We start from the raw sequence: 22002 nt of genomic DNA on the forward strand, positions 1-22002 counted from the left end.
ATAGTCCGAGCGCGACCTTTAAATAATAACATTGAAAATTAGGAATTTCAAGTGTTTTTTTACAACTTTTCAATTTGGTCGAATTCTACTTCAACCGGCGTTTCTCTACCGAACATGTCAACAAGTACAGTTAGTTTATACTTTTCAACATCTATTTCTTTTATTTCGCCAACTTGGTTATTGAATGGACCGCTTGTTACACGAACTTGTTCTCCTAGTTCAACTTCAACATCGACTGTTTTTTCTGACATACCCATTTGTTTTAAAATGAATTTCGCTTCATCATGTAACAATGGATTAGGTTTAGAACCTGCACCAGCAGATCCAACAAATCCTGTAACACCTGGTGTGTTTCTAACAATATACCATGATTCATCAGTCATAATTAGTTCTACTAATACATAACCTGGAAATGTCTTCTTAATTTGTGTTTTGGCTTTACCATCTTTAATAGAAGTTTCTTCCTCTTCTGGAATTACAACTCTAAAGATTTGTTCTTGCATGTTCATTGTATCAACACGTTTTTCAAGGTTAGTTTTTACTTTGTTTTCATAACCTGAATAAGTGTGGACTGCGTACCATCGTTTAGCGCCTGTATCTTCTGACATTTTGCCACTCCTTACTATCTAATCAAATTAATTAATTCTGTAATTCCTAAATCTAGTGCATAGAAAAAGATTAAGAAAAAGATTACTGTGCACACTACTATTGTTGTATATTTAACAAGTTCTTTGCCTGTTGGCCAACTTGTTTTCTGCATTTCTGATTTTACGCCTTGAAAGAAGTTTTCTTTTTTAGCCATTGATTTTCCTCCTTTTAGATGGATTCTTTATGCAATGTATGCGTATTACAAGTTTTACAAAACTTTTTTAGCTCTAAACGGTTATCTGTATCTTTTTTTGGGACTGTATAATTCCTAGCTCCGCATTTTTCGCAATTTAAAGGGACTTTTCTCATCTTATCACCTAATTCATTCTAATCCTAGATTAATATACAAAACAAAACACCTAATTGTCAAACAGAGCTGAATTAAATTCAGCTCTATTGAACTTCTTTTTTAATCGGTATTGTGCGTTATATATATGTTTCACAGGTACATCGAGTTCTTTTGAGATTTCTTTTTTCGTTCTTCCTTGCAAAGTTAATTTTACTACGCTTTCTTCCATTTTAGTTAACTTTTTTCGTTCCATTAAATATATTAGTGTACTTTCTGTTAACAGCATCTCTTCAAATGACTGAGCTTTAGTATCATAAATACGCTCTACTAAACTATACGCTTCTTTTTTATTTTCATCTATACTGAGCGACTCTGTATGCAGTTTATACTTTTCGCTTTTCATTTTACGTATATAATCAATCTTAGCATTTTTAATAATAACGTTCACACAATGCACAAAAGAATCATCTTGTTGGCAATCAAAAGTCAGTACTTGTTTATATATTTTATATCTGATAACTTGCGCGATATCTTCTTTATCTTCATGAGTTAAACTTAAAGTATTCAACCTTTTAGTAATGTCTTTTTCAAAAACGTTTAACAACTGGCTAAACACTTCTGTATTCCCTTGTTGTATAGCATGAATCCATTTTAGAAGTTGCTTATCTGTAAATATGTCATTCATGATGTTCATTCCTTATCATAGGTGTTGACCATATTTTACAGAGCGCTATACTTTTTAATCAAACTTCAAAAAATAAAGTTTACTTGTGATTTCGTCGCCATTTTTCAAATTGTTCTAATACTTCATCTGGTAAGTCCAACCTGTTTCTAGGTGTTTTTGTTTCTATTTCGGATAACCGCTTCGTAATTACAGATTCTTGGTTAGCAATCGTTGACCACATTTCTCTTGAAGAAATTCTATATGCTCCTGAACCGAAAATAGCATGTTGCTCACTCATATCACTTGTTACGACGGTTATATGTGTAATGTGCTTACGATATAGTTCGTATGTTAATTTTTCAATGTAGCTGTCCGCAGTTTCTTTACCTTTTGTGTAAACAACTTTTACGCCGTGTTTAATTTCAATAGATTCTGTACCCTCTACTCCATAAGCATCAAAAACAACAATCATTTCACCATCATGTTGTGTATTGTAATTAATAAGTGTGATTAACAGTTTATCTCTTGCTTCTTCTAAAGAAACTTGAGCAATTAAAGATAATTCGTTTGACTGTCCTATTAAATTATAGCCATCGATAATTAAATAGATATCTTTCATTACGACTGACCTATAGGGTGCCTTTTTCGGTAAACTTCATACATTAATAGACTTGCTGCAACTGATGCATTAAGGCTGTTAACATGACCAACCATTGGTAATTTAATATAAAAATCACACTTTTCTTTAACTAATCGACTCATGCCTTCACCTTCACTACCAATAACAATCAATAGCGGCATTCCAGCATCCATTTGACGATAATCTGTTGCATTCTGTGCATCCGTACCTGCAACCCAATATCCTACTTCTTGAAGACGTTCAATTGTTTGTGGCAAATTCGTAACTCGAATCACTGGAACATGTTGAATAGCACCAGTTGATGCTTTAGCTACAGTTGCATTTAATTGAACTGACCTTCTTTTCGGTATGATAATTCCATCAATACCGATAGCATCAGCAGTTCTCATAATTGACCCTAAATTATGTGGATCTTCCAAACCATCTAACATTAATAGACAAGGTTGGTGGTCAATATCTTTCGTTTCTGAAATAAAATCTTCCAATTCCTTATAAGGATACGGTGCAATCTGTGCCGCAATACCTTGATGAGGAACATCTGTTAAATAATCAATTTTTGATTTAGGAACAGTCTGAACAACAATTTTTTCAGATTTTGCAAGTTTTAAAATCTCACCGATTTGTTTCTTATTGATGCCTTCTTGAATAAGCACTTTATTAATTGTGTGCCCTGAAGTTATCGCTTCTTTTACTGCATGTCTACCAACAATAACTGATTCATCCATTTGTACTCACCCTTTCTTCTGTAATTTCAATCATTTTATTAACTAATTCTTCTAGACGCTCTATTTCATCTATCAAAAACAAATATCCAATAACCGCTTCAATTGCCGAACTTTTTCTATAAGTTTGAATGTCGGTATTTTTAGCTTTAGTATGACTTTTCGCATTTCGACCACGTTGTATGATTTCTAACTCTTCTTCATTAAAGAATGATTCTTCTATCAATACATTAAGTACATATGCTTGTCCTTTTGCTGAAACATATTGTTTTGACAATTGATGGAGACGATTCGGCTTGCCTTTAATTTTAAGGATAATATGTTTTCTAACATAAGTGTCTAAAATAGAATCTCCCATATAAGCTAAAGATAAAGGATTTAACATTTTCACTGTTAATTTATCCACGTTTAAACCTCACACCTTGTGCTGTATCTTCAAGAATAATATTTTGTTCTTTTAAAGCATCTCTAATTTCATCAGCTCTTTGGAAGTTCTTAGCTTTTCTCGCTTCATTACGTTCTTCGATTAAAGCTTCGATTTCTTCGTCTAGTAGTTCATTTTGCTCTTTACCAACTAAAGGCACGCCCAATACATCGCTGAAAATTTGATAAACTTCTTTAAAATGTTGAATCGTTTGAGTTGATGTCGTATTTTCTAACAAGTATTTATTCGCCAATTTATTCAAATCATACCATGCAGTCATAGCATTAGCAGTGTTGAAATCATCATCCATATACGTTTCAAAATCTTTCAACGTTTGATTGATGCTTTCCATATATTGATTTGTTTCATCTTTATCTTGTAGTGCGAATTTTTCTCTGTCTACTAAAGATTTATAACTATTACGAATTCGCTCTAAACCTTTATTCGCTGCTTGAACAAGATCTAAATCATAGTTAATTGGGTTTCTATAATGTGCACCAACCATAAAGAATCTTAATACATCAGGATCAATTTCTTTAATGATGTCATGAACTAAAATAAAGTTTCCTAATGATTTACTCATTTTTTCGTTATTTATGTTTACAAATCCATTATGCATCCAATAATTAGCAAACGTCTTATCATTATGTGCTTCAGATTGTGCTATTTCATTCTCATGATGCGGGAATTGCAAGTCTGTTCCACCAGCATGAATATCAATCGTATCACCTAAATGAACTTGAGCCATTACAGAACATTCTATATGCCACCCTGGTCTACCTGCTCCCCATGGACTATCCCATTTAATTTCACCAGGTTTAGCTTGTTTCCATAGCGTGAAATCTAATTCGTCTTCTTTTTGTTCACCTGTTTCAATTCTTGCACCAACTTTTAAATCATCTATGGATTGATGACTTAACTTACCATATCCATCAAAACGTCGTGTACGATAATATACGTCTCCGCCACTTTCATATGCATATCCTTTTTCCACAAGTACATTTATAAAAGCAATGATATCGTCCATATGATCCATAACTCTAGGGTTAGCTGTGCCTCGTTTACAGTTTAGTGCGCCTGTATCTTCATAGAATGCTTCTATAAATCGATCTGCAATTTCAGGTACAGTTTCACCTAATTCATTGGCTGTCTTGATCAACTTATCATCAACATCAGTGAAATTAGATACGTATTGAACATCATACCCACGATATTCTAAATATCTTCTTACTACATCAAATGCAACTGTCGCTCTCGCATTTCCAATATGAATGTAGTTATAAACAGTTGGGCCACACACATACATTTTTACTTTTCCTTCTTCAATGGGAATAAATTCTTCCTTTTGCCTCGTTAACGTATTATATAACGTAATCATCAACAATCTCTCCATTCTTCGTCTTTTCAAGTTGACGTTCTAATTCTTTTAATTGTTCGTATATAGGGTCTGGTAACTTCGTATGATTAAAGTTTTTACCGACTTTCAATCCATCTTGTTTAACGATTCTACCTGGTATACCAACAACTGTTGAGTAATCCGGAACATCTTTCAACACGACTGAGTTCGCTCCAATGTTCACATTACTTCCTACTTCTATGTTGCCAAGTACTTTTGCTCCTGCAGCAATTAAGACATTATCACCTATATCAGGGTGTCTCTTACCTCGCTCTTTACCTGTCCCTCCAAGTGTCACACCTTGGTATATCGTCACATTATTTCCAATGTTACATGTTTCACCTATTACAATTCCCATACCATGGTCGATAAACAATCTACTACCTATAGTTGCTCCTGGATGAATTTCTACACCAGTAAAAAAACGAGATATTTGCGATATCGATCTTGCAATAAAATACATTTTTTTCTTAAAAAACCAATTCGCGATTAAATAACTCCATATAGCATGTAGTCCTGAGTAAGTCATAACGATTTCAAATGAAGATCTTGCTGCTGGGTCTTGATCGAATACCATTTGAATATCATCTTTGACTCTTTTAAACATTTAAATCCCCCCTCAGATAACAAAAAGGCGCCTCTAACAATAATTGCTAGAGGTGCCTTTTTGCACGGTTCCACTCTTTTTAGCATTAGAAAATGCTCACTCATTTAAATATCAATATATTATGCTTGTGTAATAAAGGTGCATTCGATTATATAATGTGGCACATTTTCAGCAACCATGTACTCTCTAATTTCACATTATCCAAACTACTTGTCCTTTAAGTCATTTTTATAATAGATTCTTATTCTAAAAAAATCAAACGAAACGTTTTAATCTTGCTAGTACTTTATCTCTACCTAATAATGCAATTGTATTAGGTAACTCTGGGCCATGTGTTTGACCTGAAACAGCAACACGAATCGGCATAAATAATTGCTTACCTTTTATTCCTGTTTCTTTTTGTACTGCTTTAATAGATTTTTTTATTTCAGCTGGTTCAAATGGCTCTAAAGTTTCAAGTTGTTTTGCAAGCTCAGCCATTACAGTTGGTACTTGTTCACCATCTAAGACTTCTTGCGCTTCCTCTGTGAAATCAAGATGTTCTCTGAAGAATAGTTCAGATAACGGAACAATTTCACCTGCATAGCTCATTTGTTGTTGATATAAACCTACTAAATCTCTTGCCCAAGTTAATTCAGCTTCTGAAGGACTTTCTGATAACATACCAGCTTTAACCATATGTGGAATTGTCATTTCGAATACTGTTTCAGAATCTTTTTCTTTCATGTATTGGTTATTAATCCACTCTAATTTTTTCTTATCAAAGAATGCAGGTGATTTAGAAAGACGTTTTTCGTCGAATATTTTAATAAATTCTTCTTTAGAGAAGATTTCTTCTTCACCTTCTGGAGACCATCCTAATAATCCAATAAAGTTAAAGATTGCTTCAGGTAAATAACCTAAATCTTTATATTGTTCAATAAACTGTAGAATTTGTCCATCACGTTTACTTAATTTTTTGCGGTCTTCATTAACGATTAACGTCATGTGTGCAAATTTTGGTGGTGCAAAGCCTAACGCTTCATATATCATCAGCTGTTTAGGTGTATTTGAAATATGATCATCACCACGAATAACGTGAGAAATTTCCATATAATAATCATCAATTGCAACAGCAAAGTTGTAAGTTGGTATACCATCTTTTTTAACGATTACCCAGTCACCAATACCATTTGAGTCAAAAGCAACTTCGCCTTTAACGATATCATCAAATTTGTATTCAGTATTTTGTGGTACTCTGAAACGAATACTTGGTTGTCTGCCTTCAGCTTCAAATGCTTCTTGTTCTTCTTTAGTTAAATGTGCGTGTTTCCCACCATATCGAGGCATTTCTCCTCTAGCGATTTGTTCTTCACGTTCAGCTTCTAATTCTTCTGAAGTCATATAACATTTATAAGCTTTATCTTCAGCTAATAGTTGCTCTATCAGTGGTTTATATATGTGCCCGCGTTCTGATTGACGATATGGACCGTATCCTCCATCTTTATCAACAGATTCATCCCAACCTAAACCTAACCATTCAAGATTAGAAAATTGTGACGCTTCTCCGTCTTCTAAATTTCTGGCTATGTCTGTATCTTCAATACGTATAACAAAGTCCCCATCATAATGTTTAGCAAATAAATAGTTAAATAATGCGGTTCTTGCGTTACCGATGTGTAAGTAACCAGTCGGACTTGGCGCGTATCTTACTCTTACTTTGTTACTCATCGTCTCACTCCTGTTTTATTCTTTACTTGTTAATAATACCACAGCTTGCGCTTGTATGCCTTCTTCTCTTCCTAGAAATCCTAATTTTTCATTAGTAGTCGCTTTCACATTTACATCTTCAATAGACACTTCAAATATTGAAGCAATGACATCTCGCATTCTATCAATGTGGGGTCTAAATTTTGGTTGTTCAGCTATAATTGTAGCATCTACATTTCCAAGTTTATATCCCTTTTTCAAAACTTGTTTATAAGCTTCTCTTAATAACAACTTTGAATCTGCATTTTTAAATGTTGGATCGGTATCAGGGAACAGTTTACCTATATCACCAAGACTTGCAGCACCGAGAATAGCATCCGTAATTGCATGAAGCAATACATCAGCATCACTATGTCCCTTTAATCCATGCGAATGTTCTAATTCAATACCACCTATAATAAGCGGACGTGTTTGGTCAAATTCATGAACATCGTAACCATAACCTATTCTATACATCACAAATACCTCGTCTTTCTAATATTGAATCTGCAATTATCAAGTCTTCGTGAGTTGTAATTTTGATATTATCGTAATCACCATTTGTAATATGTACTTTATAACCTGCTCTCTCTACCAATGAAGCATCATCAGTACCTACAAAATCATGTTCTTCAGCTAAATTATATGCTTTTAAAATGACATGCCTACTGAATGATTGTGGCGTTTGTACTTGCCACAAAGTCGATCGATCATATGTTTCTTCTACAACACCATCGATCACTTTCTTGATTGTGTCTTTAGCTTGTACAGCTAAAATAACAGCATTATTTTTTAAAGTTTCTTGATAAAGCTGCTTAACTTTCTCTTGTGTAATAAATGGTCGTGCACCATCATGAACCATAACAACTTCTGTATCGATTAACACTTTCAATACTTCATTGATGCTATGCTGTCTTTCTTTACCACCAGGGATAACACCAGCAACTTTATTAAAGTCTTTCAAATGTGCTTCCATTAAATGAACTTCTTCTGGATGTGCGGCGATAAAAATTTGTTCACATTCCTCTATTTCTTGGAAAACTGAAACCGTTCTTCTAATAATTGTTTCTCCATTGATTTCTAGGAATAATTTATTTATCTCAGCTCCCATTCTTTTACCTTGTCCAGCAGCTGGTATAATCGTTGTAAATCCCAAATTATGACACCTTCTTCGCAAATATGATTCTACCCGAGGAAGTTTGTAATAAACTCATCACTTCTACAGCAATTGTTTTGCCAATATATTCTCTACCTTTTTCAATGACAACCATTGTGCCATCATCTAAATACCCAACACCTTGATCATCTTCTTTACCAATCTTCGTAATCAATAAATCGAAGATATCTCCTTGATGTATGACTGGTTTAATAGCTTCAGACAAATCGTTAACATTAAGCACTTTTATACCTTGCACAGCACAGACTTTATTTAAATTATAATCTGTTGTAATAATACTAGCTTGATAACGTTTAGCCAAAGTAATTAATAAAGCATCAACATCTTTATGTGTTGAAGTCGTTTCAATAATTGAAATTGAAAAATCCGTCTCTTTAAGTGCATTAAGAATATCTAACCCACGTTGTCCTTTATCTCGCTTAACACTATCTTTAGCGTCAGCAATTACTTGCAATTCTTCAATAACGCCTTGTGGAACAAGTATTTCGCCATCTATGAAATGACATTTTACAACATCTAAAATACGACCATCTATAATAGCGCTTGTGTCTAAAATTTTTGCATATCTTGAAGTTGTTTGTCGCGTTAATGAATTTGATATACTTTCTGGAAATAATCGCAGTATTTCTTCACGTTTTTGCAACCCAATCTGAAAACCTAAATAACATAAAAAAGCAGCAATAATTATTGGTAAAATATGTTTCAAGACTGGTGCACCAATCATTTCTAATATGAATGAAACCATAACCGCAATCATTAAACCAATCATGACACCAACAGTAGCGAAAAATATTTCAAGAATACTCCTTTTTAATAAATACTTTTCTCCTTGATCGGCCATGTATACTATTTTGTCTATTAAAAATCCAAACAATAAGAAAACAGCGACTGCTCCAATTAAGCCATCAATGTATGGATTAGTTAATACTTGTTCAGGTTGAATACTAAATGCATTAATCAGTTCTGGAATTACCATGATACCAAGTGAGGAACCTATGACTAAGTAACATAATATAATTAATCCCTTTAAAATTTTCATACGGTAACCTCCTTATGGTTAATTATGCATTAAAAGCAATTTTCAATGCTTCTCTTGTAGTTGATACACCAATTACTTCAGTGCCTTCAGGAAATTCTAAACCTTTGATATTATTTTTCGGTATTATAATGCGTTTAAATCCTAATTTAGCCGCTTCTTGGACCCTTTGATCAATTCTTGCGACTCTTCTCACTTCACCAGTCAAACCGACTTCACCTACGAAACAATCGTCTCCTTTTGTTGGCTTGTCTTGGAAACTTGATGCTATCGCTATTATAATACTTAAGTCTACTGCAGGCTCACTTAGCTTTACGCCTCCAGCAATTTTAATATATGCGTCTTGTTGTTGTAATAAAAAATTCTCTTTCTTTTCAAGTACTGCCATTAATAAACTTAATCTATTATGATCTATGCCAGTAGCCATTCTTCTAGGATTATGAAAAGTTGTAGGCGTGACAAGTGCTTGCACCTCAACTAATATAGGTCGCGTACCTTCCATTGTAGCAACAATCGTTGAACCTGATACGTGTTTCGTTCTTTCTTCTAAAAACATTTCTGAAGGGTTTGTTACTTCATTCAGACCAGTTTGTTTCATTTCAAAAATACCCATTTCGTTTGTTGAGCCAAAACGGTTTTTAACTGCTCTTAATATACGATATGCATGATGCGTATCACCTTCAAAGTATAAAACTGTATCAACCATATGTTCTAATAATCTTGGACCAGCTATTTGTCCATCTTTAGTTACATGTCCTACTATAAATGTTGCGATATTCATCTGTTTAGCAATATGCATTAAATTCTGTGTACATTCTCTAACTTGAGATACCGAACCTGGCGCTGAAGTTACTTCAGGATGATAAACTGTTTGAATAGAATCAATAATCAATAAGTCTGGTTTTACTTTTTGAACCATACTATGTATAATCTCTAAATTCGTTTCAGCATAAACATTTAATTCACCTGAATCTTCTACTAAACGTTCTGCTCTTAATTTAGTCTGTCTTACAGATTCTTCACCTGACACATATAGTACATTTTTTTGTTGAGATAATGCAGCACTAATTTGTAATAGTAATGTAGATTTCCCAATCCCAGGGTCACCACCTATTAATACAAGCGAACCTTCTACGACTCCTCCTCCTAATACACGATTAAATTCATTAATTTTAGTCTTTATTCTAGGTGTGTTTTCTTCTTTAACATCTTTTAATTTTTCTATTTTCTGAGCCGGAACATCTGACTTAAATGTATTTTTAGGTCCTTTAGTTTCTTTATGTTCTATAGATTCTTCCATTTGATTCCATGTCCCACAATTTGGACATTTCCCCATCCATTTAGGAGATTGATATCCGCAGGCTAAACATTCAAATACTACTTTCTTTTTTGCCATCCATGTTACCTCCGTATTAATTGAATAGTTATATTTTAAACTTGACTGACTGTAAAAACAAATTAATATACTTTCAAACAAATTTAAAAGTCCGCAAACTATTGATATTAATAGTCTGCGGACTCATTATAATATTAAAATTATATTTTAATATTATGCTTTAGAAGTTTCTTCTTTTGCTTCATTTTCTTTATGGTCTGATAAATCAAATTTGAATTCGTCATCTCTATAATCCACAAGAACATCTTTACCAACTAAGTCTTGACCAGATAAAATCAACTCACTCAAGTTATCTTCGACATTTTTCTGAATAGCACGAGTTAATGGTCTCGCACCATATTCAGGGTCAAATCCTTCATCAGCAATTTTATCTTGTGCTGAATCTGAAAGTGTAATGTGAATACCTTGTTCAGATAAGCGTTTAGTTAAGTTACCTGCCATCTTAGCAACAATTTCTTTAAGATGTGATTTTTCTAGTTTGTGGAATACAATGATATCATCCACACGGTTTAAGAATTCTGGTCTGAATTGTTGTTTCAATTCATCCATCATTGTTTTTCTAATTGTTTCATAATCAGGACCACTTTCTTTTGCACCAAAGCCTACAAATTTAGCATTTTGTAGTTCTTGAGCACCAACGTTTGAAGTCATGATAATAACAGTATTTCTAAAGTCTACTTTACGACCTTTAGAGTCAGTTAAGTGACCGTCATCCAACACTTGTAATAAGATATTAAATACATCTGGATGAGCTTTTTCAATTTCATCAAATAATATCACTGAGTAAGGTTTACGTCTTACATTTTCAGTTAATTGGCCACCATCATCATGTCCAACATAACCTGGAGGAGAACCTACTAATCGACTGACAGAGTGTTTCTCCATAAACTCACTCATATCAACTCTTATCATTGCATCTTCTTCGCCAAACATTGCATCTGCTAATGTGCGGGCAAGTTCAGTTTTACCTACACCTGTTGGGCCTAAGAATATAAAGCTACCAATAGGTCTCTTAGGATCTTTCAATCCTGCTCTTGCACGTCTTACTGCTTTAGAAATAGATTCGACTGCATCATTTTGACCAATTACACGTCCATGAAGTATAGATTCCAAGTTTAATAATCGTTCTGATTCAGTTTCATTCAATTTCGTAATTGGAACACCTGTCCAGTTTGCTACTACTACAGCAATGTCTTCAGCAGTTACACAAGTGTTTTTCTCACCTTGTGCTTTTTTCCATTCGTTTTTCGTATCTTCTAACTGTTTTTCAAGTTTAGTTTGTTTATCTCTTAAGTTAGCAGCATTTTCAAACTCTTGAGAATGTACAGCTGCATCTTTTTCTTTCTTAACTGTTTCTAATTCTGACTCAAGTTCTTTAAGACTTGGTGGTGTCGTATAATTTCTAAGTCTCACTTTAGAACTTGCTTCATCAATTAAATCGATTGCTTTGTCTGGTAAAAATCTATCAGAAATATATCTATCACTCATATTAACAGCCGCTTCAATTGCTTCATCTGAAATATTGATACGGTGATGAGCTTCATAGCGATCTCTTAAACCTTTTAAGATTGAAATTGAATCCTCAGTATTTGGCTCATCAACTTTAACTGGTTGGAAACGTCTTTCTAACGCTGCGTCTTTTTCAATATATTTACGATACTCATCTAAAGTTGTAGCACCTATACATTGAAGTTCACCACGCGCTAATGCAGGTTTCAAGATATTCGATGCATCAATAGCACCTTCTGCACCACCAGCACCAATAAGTGTGTGTAACTCATCAATGAATAACACGATGTTACCAGCTTGATGAATTTCTTCCATTACTTTTTTCAATCTTTCTTCAAATTCACCACGATATTTAGTACCTGCAACTACTGTACCCATATCAAGTGACATTACTCTTTTACCTTTTAATGTTTCAGGCACTTCATTTTGTACGATAGCTTGTGCTAAACCTTCGACAATTGCTGTCTTACCTACACCAGGTTCCCCGATTAGGACTGGATTGTTCTTCGTTCTTCTACTTAACACTTCTATAACTCTTGTTATTTCGTCTGAACGTCCAATAACTGGGTCTAAAGTGCCATCTTCAGCAATAACTGTTAAATCTCTTGCTAAACTATCTAAAGTAGGTGTTGCTTGGTTTTTAGTCGTTTGTGCATTTTTAGATCCTTGCTCTGGACTACCTAAAGATTTTACAACTTGTGCTCTTGCTTTTGTGATATTCAAGTCTAAGTTAGCAAATACACGAGCTGCGACACCTTCATTTTCACGAATAAGTCCTAATAAAAGATGTTCTGTTCCTACAAATGTATGATTAAGCTTTCTTGCTTCATCCATAGACAATTCGATTACTTTTTTAGCTCTAGGTGTATAATGAATAGCACCTACTTGCTCTTGTCCTTGACCAATTAAATTTTCAACTTCTTTAGTTACTTTTTCTTCAGTAATTCCAAATGCATCTAATACTTTAGCTGCAATGCCTTCTGGTTCTTTCATTAAGCCTAATAATAAATGTTCTGTTCCTATATTTGAATGATTCAATCTCATTGCTTCTTCTTGTGCATGTGCTAATACGCGTTGTGCACGTTCTGTTAATCTACCAAATAGCATAAACTAACCTCCTATTTTTTTATATGTGTTCTCTTAAAAAGGTTGCTCGCTTTTCATCTATTGATTGTTTCGAGTCTTCACCTTCAAAGAATGGTGTTTGTATTGTAACCATTAAATTATCAAAATTAAAGTTATTGCTCTCGATATGACCTAAATCGATACCAAGTTTCATTTCACTTAACCTAAGTGACGCTTCTTCAACAGATATTAACCGAGCTGACTTTAAGATACCTTTGGCACGATGTACTCTATCTTTCGTTTCCATATAGTTAAATCTATCAAGTCTTTGTCGAATTTGTTCTTCCTCGCTAATAATCTGTTCAACAATTTGTGTTAAATCTTCAATGATTTCTTCCTCAGTCTTACCGAGTGTTAATTGATTTGATATTTGATATACATGACCTAAGGCACCAGTTCCTTCTCCATATATACCCCTAATTGTATAACCAAATCGATTTATTGCTTGGCCAATTCTTTTCATACGTTTCATAATGCTGAGTCCAGGTAAATGCAACATTACACTTGCTCTTAAGCCTGTCCCAATGTTAGTTGGACATGTTGTTAAAAATCCATGTTGCTCATCATATGAAATAGTTAAATGTTTGTCTAACTCATCATCTAATTTAGATGCTGTGTCATAAAGCTCATTTAACACAAGATTGTTGCCCATTACTTGTATCCTTACATGGTCTTCTTCATTAATCATGACACTTGTTGATTCATCTTCATTTAATAATACTGCACCAAATTTCTGTTTCATAAGTGCTGGGCTAATTAAATGTTTAAATACTAACTTACTTTGCTCAAGTTCACTTAAATCAGATAACTTTGTAAGTTTTAAATTTGATAATGCCTTACTAACTTTATCAATTACATGACTTCCTGTTTCGTCATCTTCATATTTGAGCGGATGAACTTCGTCTTGAAGGTTTCGAGCAAGTCTTATTCTGGAACTCATTACAATTGGCGTATCGTCTGTACCTTTCATCCAATCGCTAATATGTTCATTAACATGTTCTTCCATCTACTTGACCTCACCTTCTGCTTTCAAAGCTTTAATTTCATCTCTCACAATAGCAGCATCTTCAAAAGCTTGTTCTTCAATTAGACCTTGTAAGATTTTTTCTTTTTCAGCTATTTGTTGCTTAAGTTGAATTTTACTTCTTGATGAAACAGGTATTTTACCTGTATGTTCACCACTTCCTGCTTGAACTCTTCTAATAATTTGAGGTACATCATCTTTAAATGTTTCATAACAGTCATGACAACCGAACTTACCTACTTTAGCAATATCAGTTAACGTCATACCACAAGTAGGACAGTGCTTTTCTTCTTGTGGTTGAACTTGTTTAAAGTTAATACCGTGCTTCCCTACAAGATATTGTAAAAATTGATTCACTACAAATTCCTGATCTAAATTTTGGTCATTCATTTGATCATCTTGGAAATAAAAATGTTCTGAAGCACAGTTTTTACAAATCCACTGTTCAGTTTTATGTTTCTTACCAGCCGATGTTAATTGAATTGTTGCTTCTTCTTTACCACAAATTTCACAAAGCATACTGTCACTCCTTTTTAACTATAATGTATAACGGCAAGTATACGTTTCAATATATTTGCTCGAATGATGTCTCTATATGGTATTTCTATTTGTAATGTATCTCTATGAAGCGTTTGAACAATCATTTTTTTCTCTCTATCCGTAATTAAGTCATTTTGAAATAATCCGTCAACGATTCTAAATGCATTTGCTTGTGATATTTGATCACCTGTCAAATCTATTAAATGTCTAATAAATGCTGATTGATTATTCGTCTCGACTTTTGAAATACGAATATAACCTCCACCGCCTCTTTTACTTTCAATAGCGTAACCGTGCTCATTAGTAAATCTTGTTTTTATAACATAGTTTAACTGGGAAGGTACACAATCAAACTTTTCAGCAATATGCGCACGTTTTATTTCAACGACATCACCTTGAGCCTCTTCCAGCAATTGCTTTAAGTATTGCTCAATGATATCCGACATATTGTGCATTAATCATCACCTCTTTTGACCTTCTTTGACTATATTATATGTTTTGTACTTTATTATTTCAATTAATTTGTTTCTCTAAAAATATTCAAAAAAATATACCGCTTTCAAAAGAAATGAGTTATCATGTAAAGTAGGTTATCAAAGAGAGAATTTTAGGGGAAAGGTGTGTCAATTATGCATTATATTATCGGGATTATCGGTATCTTATTATTCCTATTTCTAGCATGGATTGTAAGTTCAGATAAAATGCGTGTCAGATGGCAGTATATAGGATTAATGATTGTAATCCAGTTTATATTTGCTTTCTTATTATTAAAAACAACAGGTGGATTAACTATCATAGGTGGCATTTCGAATGGATTTAGTTATATCATAGCAAAAGCTATGGAAGGGATAAATTTTGTGTTTGACGGTATGGCAAATATTGATCCAAAGTCCGACAAACCTGTTTCAGTTTATTTCCTTAATGTATTGATGCCAATCGTATTTGTTTCAGCACTTATTGGTATCTTACAATATATTAAAGTATTACCGCTTATCATTAAATATTTAGGATTAGTTATTTCTAAAATAAATGGTATGGGAAAATTAGAATCATATAATGCAGTTGCATCTGCGATTTTAGGTCAATCAGAAGTGTTTATTTCAATTAAGAAACAACTTCCTTTAATTCCTAAACATCGTATGTACACATTAACTGCTTCAGCTATGTCAACAGTTTCTGCATCCATTATCGGAGCGTACTTTACAATGGTTGAACCAAGATATGTTGTAACAGCAATTGTATTAAACTTATTTGGTGGATTTATTATGGCTTCAATCATTAATCCATATACAGTAGATCCTAAAGAAGATGACATTATGATTCAAGAATCAGAAGAAAAACAGTCATTCTTCGAAATGTTAGGAGAATATATTTTAGACGGTTTCAAAGTAGCTGTTATCGTTGCAGCTATGTTAATCGGTTATGTAGCATTAATTGGTCTTTTAAATGGTGTTACATCTAATATCTTCTCATTTGTTTCTGGTGGTTCAGTTTCTTGGGACTTCCAAACTTTAATTGGATTTGTATTTGCACCATTTGCTTTCTTAGCAGGTATTCCATGGGCAGATGCAGTACAATCTGGTAGTATCATGGCAACAAAAGTTCTTTCAAACGAATTCGTAGCAATGGGTATTTTACCTGAGGCAGATATTTCTGAAAGAGCAAATGGTATCATTTCTGTATTCTTAGTTTCATTTGCAAACTTTGGATCAATTGGTATCATCGCTGGTGCTGTAAAATCATTAAATGATAAACAAGGGGATAACGTTGCACGCTTTGGTATAAAATTATTATACGGTGCTACGCTTGTATCATTCTTATCAGCAACAATCGCTGGATTCTTCTTATAATAAAGTAAGGAGGTTGGGACATAAATCCCAACACAAAATAAATAAGCATGTCACTGAACTGATTTTTTAAAGTTTACAGTGATATGCTTATTTTTTTATGAAGTTTACGATTTTGTTCGTGCATGCTTGCGGAAAGCGTGCGCAAAAAAAATGCCAAAATGATTTTTATTTTAATGTGGTTGTTTTACTTGATACTGTTCAACAATTTCTTCTATGAAATATTTCATAATCTTATAATCATCTGTAAGTTCTGGGTGGAAAGATATACCTAAGTATTGATTTTGTCTGACGGCTACAATTCTATCTTCAACTGTAGATAATACTTCTACTCCTTCACGAGCTGATTGTATATGAGGAGCACGTATAAAGACTGCATTAACCGCTTCTTCTATACCTTCTACATCTAATTTCTGTTCAAAGCTATCCACCTGTCTACCAAAGGAATTTCTTTCAACAACTACATTTAATTTATTCAAATGACTTTCCTGACCTACTACTTCCTTCGCTAACAGTATAAGTCCTGCACATGTACCATACATTGGTAAGTCACTATTCCTGAGTGTTTCAGTGAAATGATATAAATCCATTAATCTTCGCATAGTCGTTGATTCTCCACCTGGTAATACAAGACCATCTATTTCATTTAACTGGTTTACAGTCTTAATTATAATACCTTCATGTCCAGCTTGTTCTATATGCTTAATATGCTCTCTTACTGCACCTTGTAAGCCTAAAACACCTATTCTCATATTACCATCCACGCTCTTGCATACGTTCTTCTAATGATAATTGATTGATATCTAAACCTTTCATAGCTGGCCCTAATTCTTTTGATAGTTCAGCAATCAATTTATAATCTTGATAATGTGTAGTTGCTTGAACGATAGCTTTTGCAAATTTTTCAGGTGCTTCTGATTTAAAAATACCTGAACCTACGAATACACCATCAGCTCCAAGCTCCATCATTAATGCCGCATCAGCTGGTGTTGCAACGCCTCCTGCAGCAAAGTTTACAACTGGTAGACGACCTAAGTCTTTAATTTCTTTTAAGATTTCATATGGTGCACCAATATTTTTCGCTTCAGTCATAATCTCATCATCACTCATGACCACTAATTTGCGCACTTCAGATTTAACTTGTCTCATATGACGAACAGCTTCTACAATATTACCTGTACCCGGTTCACCTTTCGTACGTAACATTGCTGCACCTTCACCAATTCTACGAGCAGCTTCACCTAAGTTACGGCAACCACATACAAATGGTACTGTAAAATCATCTTTTTTTAAGTGATACTCTTCGTCAGCAGGTGTTAACACTTCTGACTCATCTATGTAATCCACGCCCATTGATTCTAGAACGCGTGCTTCTGTTATATGACCGATTCTACCTTTTGCCATAACGGGAATTGAAACTGCATTCATTACTTCTTCTACTATACGTGGATCAGCCATTCTTGCTACGCCACCAGCAGCTCTAATATCAGATGGAACTCGTTCTAATGCCATTACAGCAACAGCACCAGCTTCTTCAGCTAACTTAGCTTGTTCAGCGTTCACCACATCCATGATCACGCCACCTTTTTGCATTTCTGCCATACCTCTTTTAACTTTATCTGAACCAGTAATCTTTGACATCTTAAAAATTCCTCCTTTTAAATCGCTTATTAGTAGGTTATACTAAATTCTGAACCGGTAAAAGAGTCAGATTTACCAAAAAATAAGTGGTCAGATTTGAGGTTAACAAAATGGAAATGCTTATGTTTAATATTAATAGAAATATTTCTCTTCCAATTTACCAACAACTTTATGAAAATATTAAACAAAATATTATAAATGATGTGATGAGACGTGATGAAAAACTACCTTCAAAAAGACAACTAAGTAACTATTTGTCTGTTAGTCAAACAACCATTGAACATGCATATCAACTTCTAAGCGATGAAGGTTATATTTACAGTAAAAATCGATCAGGCTATTATATAAATGATATTGTAAACTTGCCTGTAACTTATAAATCTAAAGTCCCTGACGAAAACGTGCAAGATGAAATAAGCTATCAATATAGTTTTAAACTAGGTGCAATAGATAAAGTGCATTTTCCAAATGATCTTTTTAGAAAATATGCGAAAGAAGCATTCGATGAACAACAAATTCATCTTTTAGACAGTGGTCATAAACAAGGAGATATTAATTTAAGAAAAGAAATTGGGCATTATATATTCCATAGTCGAGGTGTAAATTGTTCACCACAACAAATTATTGTAGGGTCATCTACCGAGCAACTATTATCTATCATCACTGATATTATTTCAGGCTCTAAATATATGATAGAAGATCCTCTCTATAAACAAGTAAGGAATTTGCTTAAAAGAAAACACGTTCCATTTGAATTTATACCCGTTACTGAGAATGGAATAGATATAGAACAAATTAAGAAGATCGATTATGATGTTGTCTACATTACACCAAGTCACCAATTTCCAACTGGTGTGATAATGGATTTAAAAAGACGAACGCAACTCATAAAATGGGCGTCAGAGAAATCCAATCGATACATAATTGAAGATGACTATGACTCAGAATTCAGATATAGTGGAAGACCCATACCAGCACTTCAAAGTTTAGATAACTCAGACAGTGTAATTTATGTTAGTACTTTCTCTAAATCAATCACACCTTCTTTACGTGTAGCATATGCCGTTCTTCCTAAAAGTTTGGTATCAGTATATCAAAAGAAAACGAATATAGAAGGCGGTACTGTACCAAGACATACTCAATATATATTAAGTAAGTTTATGAACGAAGGACACTTTGAGAGACATCTTAATCGCATGAGGAAGATATATAGAAATAAAAGAGACATTATTTTGGAAGAACTGAGACAACATCCAGAAACTTTTGTTATCTCAGGAGAGATGACCGGCATGCATTTTATTTTAACTGTCATAAATGGGTTAACATTAGAAGAATGTATCAATAAAACAAAAGACTTTGATATAGATATCAAACCCCTCTCTCACTATCATTTCAAAAAAACAGATAACACACCGAACTTTGTATTAGGTTTCGGAGGCATAAATATCGAGGATGCAAAAGATCATATTAATGCATTAATCACTTGTTTAACGTAAATTAAGAGGATGGGACAAATTAATTGTCTCATCCTCTTATGATTTATCGCTACTTAAACTTTGTAATTTCATTAGTTCAGCTCGAATACTAGTAAATTCCTTTAAATATGGCAATTCAATTGGTTTATAACTTGTATCAAATAATACCTTTTTACATATGTTTTCATAAGTAGTTAAGTAAAGTCCTATATCTCTATCTGATAAAGTACTAATATTACCGTGCTCAAATGCTCTTTCTAATGTAAATGCTAATTGTTCTACAGTAAATATGATTGGATATACATATTCTATTTTTTTTATGTCGTTATCCATTTCATTTAAAGCAGCTTGATACATCGCTTTAGTATTCATGATTTCTGTATGCATTTCTGTAATAATCGTTGGACCTACAATATTATCATGATATTTATTTGATGAAAATAGAGTGTGTAATATATCTGCTTGTAATCTTAAAGTGTTATTTATTGATTTAGGTAATTTTTTAGAAGCATGATTTCTTCCTACTATTAATACACCTATTAAACCTATAGCTGACCCGATAATAACATCTGTAATTCTTGGGACAACTAAATACGTATCAAATTGATTTGTTATTGCTGCTGACATTAATAGTACATTTGGTGTAATGAACATTATAGCGAACGTATAATTAAATGCGATTAACAATTCAGCTGTGGCCATTAATATTGTCATTAATATAACGATTGTCCATGCATTTGGTTCAAAGGCTAAGATTATAACTGCACCAAGCATTCCTAAAATTGTACCTACAGTTCTTTGAAGTGCTCTTTGTATAGTTGATAAAGAAGATGACCCTAACAACACTGAACAACAAGAAATTGGTATCCAATAAGCTCTTTCAAAGCCTAAACCAAATGCTATGATTACTGAAGTAAATAGTATAATGCCGTATTGCATTGATGACATAAGTACTAGAGAATCTTTAGATAAATTTTCTTGAATAATTCTTGAATACATAGGTTTTTTATAATTAATTTGTTTATCTATCTGCAAATCAGATTCGTTTAGCATCTTAACTGTATTATTTATCAAATCAGCCAACTCACTTAAGTAAACGTCATCTCCATCATAAACAATTGAGCTGTATTCCAATGTATTCTTTCCTTCAATTCTGTTACAAATGTATTCTAAAGATTCGCTTATTTCAACCGGCAAAACCTCATAACCTTTAGATGATAATTCTAAACAACTAGACCACATTGCTTCAGCTCTACCTTTTAACTGCAACAAGCGATTATAATCTTTATTTTTATTCCAAAACGCATTAGCTGTTGTTAATGTATTAGTTGCGTAATGTATAGAACTCAATGTGTCACTTCGAGCATCATCAAATGTCTTACCATTAAAATTTTTAGTTAAATATGCTAGATTTTTATAAATATTTAATACACTTTCTATTTCAGGCTTCTTATGATTAAAAATAGCATCAACTATAATAACTAGAGTACTTACAAGTCCCCCACATAATACAAGTAAACCTCTATTAAGAAAATCTTCTGGCATAATAGGCATAATTGAAGCAACACTATATGTCAAAACAAAGAACACTGAAGATGGTCCTGGTATTTGAAATGCTTTTAAAATAAAGTGAGCAATCATACCAATTAAGCCTAAAATTAATGCATATAAAAACGGAATAGTAATAGTTAATGTACCTAACATTAAACAAACACTTAACATAATCGAAACAACAATAACTTTTCTTATTCTAGAGGGATAAGAGCCATTAAATACATAAATATTACTAAAGGATCCTAACACTGCGGTTAGACCAAGATCAAATCTCCCAAAAAGCACACTGCTTGCTAAAATAATAAACACAATAATAGCTTGCAAAATGGCTTTTTTGGTTCCTAATTTCTTCTTATCTACTTTAAACATAACTTCAAAATACTTTTTCATTTTATTATCTCCCTCCTAGAATTTTTAAACAAAAAAAAGAGACCTAACAGGTCTCGAGTGCGGCTCATCGCATCCATTTATAAATATTTGCCCGGCAACGTCCTACTCTCGCGGAACGTAAGCCCAACTACCATCGGCGCTAAAGAGCTTAACTTCTGTGTTCGGCATGG

Annotated in this window: 23 protein-coding genes and 1 rRNA gene; 2 read left to right on the forward strand and 22 right to left on the reverse strand. The window is 33.3% G+C overall.

Annotated features, from left to right (window positions below):
* Positions 1 to 59: 59 nt before the first annotated feature.
* The 18 genes from nusG to LQ668_RS05170 all read right to left on the reverse strand — a co-directional run bounded on the left by nusG (position 60) and on the right by LQ668_RS05170 (position 15380).
* A complete protein-coding gene (nusG, locus tag LQ668_RS05085; protein WP_078357773.1) occupies positions 60 to 608 on the reverse strand; it encodes a transcription termination/antitermination protein NusG in 549 nt (182 codons plus the stop codon).
* Between the two features lie 14 nt (positions 609 to 622).
* Positions 623 to 802 (reverse strand): preprotein translocase subunit SecE, encoded by a 180-nt coding sequence (secE, locus tag LQ668_RS05090; protein ID WP_025904856.1) that lies wholly within the window; start codon positions 800 to 802, stop codon positions 623 to 625.
* 14 nt (positions 803 to 816) lie between these two features.
* Positions 817 to 957 (reverse strand): 50S ribosomal protein L33, encoded by a 141-nt coding sequence (gene rpmG / locus LQ668_RS05095; protein ID WP_078357772.1) that lies wholly within the window; start codon positions 955 to 957, stop codon positions 817 to 819.
* 50 nt (positions 958 to 1007) lie between these two features.
* Positions 1008 to 1622 carry a sigma-70 family RNA polymerase sigma factor gene (locus LQ668_RS05100; RefSeq protein WP_107509268.1) on the reverse strand — a complete coding sequence of 205 codons (615 nt, stop codon included), beginning with the start codon at positions 1620 to 1622 and terminating at the stop codon, positions 1008 to 1010.
* Positions 1623 to 1701: 79 nt separating this feature from the next.
* Positions 1702 to 2220: an NYN domain-containing protein gene (locus LQ668_RS05105; RefSeq protein ID WP_239775921.1), complete on the reverse strand. Its 519-nt coding sequence runs from the start codon at positions 2218 to 2220 to the stop codon at positions 1702 to 1704.
* Positions 2220 to 2966 (reverse strand): 23S rRNA (guanosine(2251)-2'-O)-methyltransferase RlmB, encoded by a 747-nt coding sequence (gene rlmB / locus LQ668_RS05110; RefSeq protein WP_078357769.1) that lies wholly within the window; start codon positions 2964 to 2966, stop codon positions 2220 to 2222. The genes LQ668_RS05105 and rlmB overlap by 1 nt, the downstream gene beginning before the upstream one ends.
* The gene (locus LQ668_RS05115; protein ID WP_237687753.1) at positions 2959 to 3348 is read right to left on the reverse strand and encodes a Mini-ribonuclease 3; all 390 of its coding nucleotides are present in this window, start codon (positions 3346 to 3348) and stop codon (positions 2959 to 2961) included. Before LQ668_RS05115 ends, rlmB begins: the two co-directional genes overlap by 8 nt.
* 13 nt (positions 3349 to 3361) lie before the next feature.
* Positions 3362 to 4765 carry a cysteine--tRNA ligase gene (cysS, locus tag LQ668_RS05120; RefSeq protein WP_078357767.1) on the reverse strand — a complete coding sequence of 468 codons (1404 nt, stop codon included), beginning with the start codon at positions 4763 to 4765 and terminating at the stop codon, positions 3362 to 3364.
* Positions 4749 to 5390: a serine O-acetyltransferase gene (cysE, locus tag LQ668_RS05125; RefSeq protein WP_078357766.1), complete on the reverse strand. Its 642-nt coding sequence runs from the start codon at positions 5388 to 5390 to the stop codon at positions 4749 to 4751. Before cysE ends, cysS begins: the two co-directional genes overlap by 17 nt.
* A gap of 255 nt (positions 5391 to 5645) precedes the next feature.
* Complete coding sequence (gltX, locus tag LQ668_RS05130; RefSeq protein WP_078357765.1) at positions 5646 to 7100, reverse strand: glutamate--tRNA ligase; 1455 nt, start codon at positions 7098 to 7100, stop codon at positions 5646 to 5648.
* A gap of 15 nt (positions 7101 to 7115) precedes the next feature.
* Positions 7116 to 7595 (reverse strand): 2-C-methyl-D-erythritol 2,4-cyclodiphosphate synthase, encoded by a 480-nt coding sequence (gene ispF / locus LQ668_RS05135; protein ID WP_078357764.1) that lies wholly within the window; start codon positions 7593 to 7595, stop codon positions 7116 to 7118.
* Complete coding sequence (gene ispD / locus LQ668_RS05140) at positions 7588 to 8274, reverse strand: 2-C-methyl-D-erythritol 4-phosphate cytidylyltransferase (RefSeq protein WP_078357763.1); 687 nt, start codon at positions 8272 to 8274, stop codon at positions 7588 to 7590. The genes ispF and ispD overlap by 8 nt, the downstream gene beginning before the upstream one ends.
* 1 nt (position 8275) lies before the next feature.
* Complete coding sequence (locus LQ668_RS05145; RefSeq protein WP_119634221.1) at positions 8276 to 9334, reverse strand: PIN/TRAM domain-containing protein; 1059 nt, start codon at positions 9332 to 9334, stop codon at positions 8276 to 8278.
* Between the two features lie 22 nt (positions 9335 to 9356).
* Positions 9357 to 10727: a DNA repair protein RadA gene (gene radA, locus LQ668_RS05150; RefSeq protein WP_078357761.1), complete on the reverse strand. Its 1371-nt coding sequence runs from the start codon at positions 10725 to 10727 to the stop codon at positions 9357 to 9359.
* A 153-nt stretch (positions 10728 to 10880) separates the two neighbouring features.
* Entirely contained in the window at positions 10881 to 13343 is a 2463-nt protein-coding gene (locus LQ668_RS05155) for an ATP-dependent Clp protease ATP-binding subunit (protein ID WP_107509267.1), read from the reverse strand.
* 19 nt (positions 13344 to 13362) lie between these two features.
* On the reverse strand, positions 13363 to 14367 hold the full coding sequence (locus tag LQ668_RS05160) for a protein arginine kinase (protein WP_078357759.1): 1005 nt from the start codon (positions 14365 to 14367) through the stop codon (positions 13363 to 13365).
* Positions 14368 to 14904 carry an excinuclease ABC subunit B gene (locus LQ668_RS05165; protein WP_078357758.1) on the reverse strand — a complete coding sequence of 179 codons (537 nt, stop codon included), beginning with the start codon at positions 14902 to 14904 and terminating at the stop codon, positions 14368 to 14370.
* Positions 14905 to 14918: 14 nt separating this feature from the next.
* On the reverse strand, positions 14919 to 15380 hold the full coding sequence (locus LQ668_RS05170; RefSeq protein WP_078357757.1) for a CtsR family transcriptional regulator: 462 nt from the start codon (positions 15378 to 15380) through the stop codon (positions 14919 to 14921).
* Between the two features lie 174 nt (positions 15381 to 15554).
* Here LQ668_RS05170 and LQ668_RS05175 point away from each other — a divergent pair, with 174 nt between their 5' ends.
* Positions 15555 to 16775 carry a NupC/NupG family nucleoside CNT transporter gene (locus tag LQ668_RS05175; RefSeq protein WP_078357756.1) on the forward strand — a complete coding sequence of 407 codons (1221 nt, stop codon included), beginning with the start codon at positions 15555 to 15557 and terminating at the stop codon, positions 16773 to 16775.
* Between the two features lie 170 nt (positions 16776 to 16945).
* Here the strand turns inward: LQ668_RS05175 and pdxT are convergent, their stop codons facing one another.
* Both pdxT and pdxS read right to left on the reverse strand, forming a co-directional pair.
* A complete protein-coding gene (gene pdxT, locus LQ668_RS05180; RefSeq protein WP_078357755.1) occupies positions 16946 to 17524 on the reverse strand; it encodes a pyridoxal 5'-phosphate synthase glutaminase subunit PdxT in 579 nt (192 codons plus the stop codon).
* Between the two features lies 1 nt (position 17525).
* Complete coding sequence (pdxS, locus tag LQ668_RS05185; protein WP_078357754.1) at positions 17526 to 18413, reverse strand: pyridoxal 5'-phosphate synthase lyase subunit PdxS; 888 nt, start codon at positions 18411 to 18413, stop codon at positions 17526 to 17528.
* 110 nt (positions 18414 to 18523) lie between these two features.
* Here pdxS and pdxR point away from each other — a divergent pair, with 110 nt between their 5' ends.
* Positions 18524 to 19909, forward strand: coding sequence for a MocR-like pyridoxine biosynthesis transcription factor PdxR (pdxR, locus tag LQ668_RS05190; RefSeq protein ID WP_107509266.1), 1386 nt, complete (start codon positions 18524 to 18526; stop codon positions 19907 to 19909).
* A 36-nt stretch (positions 19910 to 19945) separates the two neighbouring features.
* Here pdxR and LQ668_RS05195 read toward each other — a convergent pair whose 3' ends face one another.
* Both LQ668_RS05195 and rrf read right to left on the reverse strand, forming a co-directional pair.
* The gene (locus LQ668_RS05195; RefSeq protein ID WP_119634220.1) at positions 19946 to 21832 is read right to left on the reverse strand and encodes an FUSC family protein; all 1887 of its coding nucleotides are present in this window, start codon (positions 21830 to 21832) and stop codon (positions 19946 to 19948) included.
* An 89-nt stretch (positions 21833 to 21921) separates the two neighbouring features.
* Positions 21922 to 22002: ribosomal RNA gene (gene rrf, locus LQ668_RS12465) — 5S ribosomal RNA — on the reverse strand; the annotation flags it as partial.

Source organism: Mammaliicoccus sp. K-M42, from assembly GCF_022386375.1.
In the GTDB taxonomy this organism is placed as follows: Bacteria; Bacillota; Bacilli; order Staphylococcales; family Staphylococcaceae; genus Mammaliicoccus; species Mammaliicoccus fleurettii.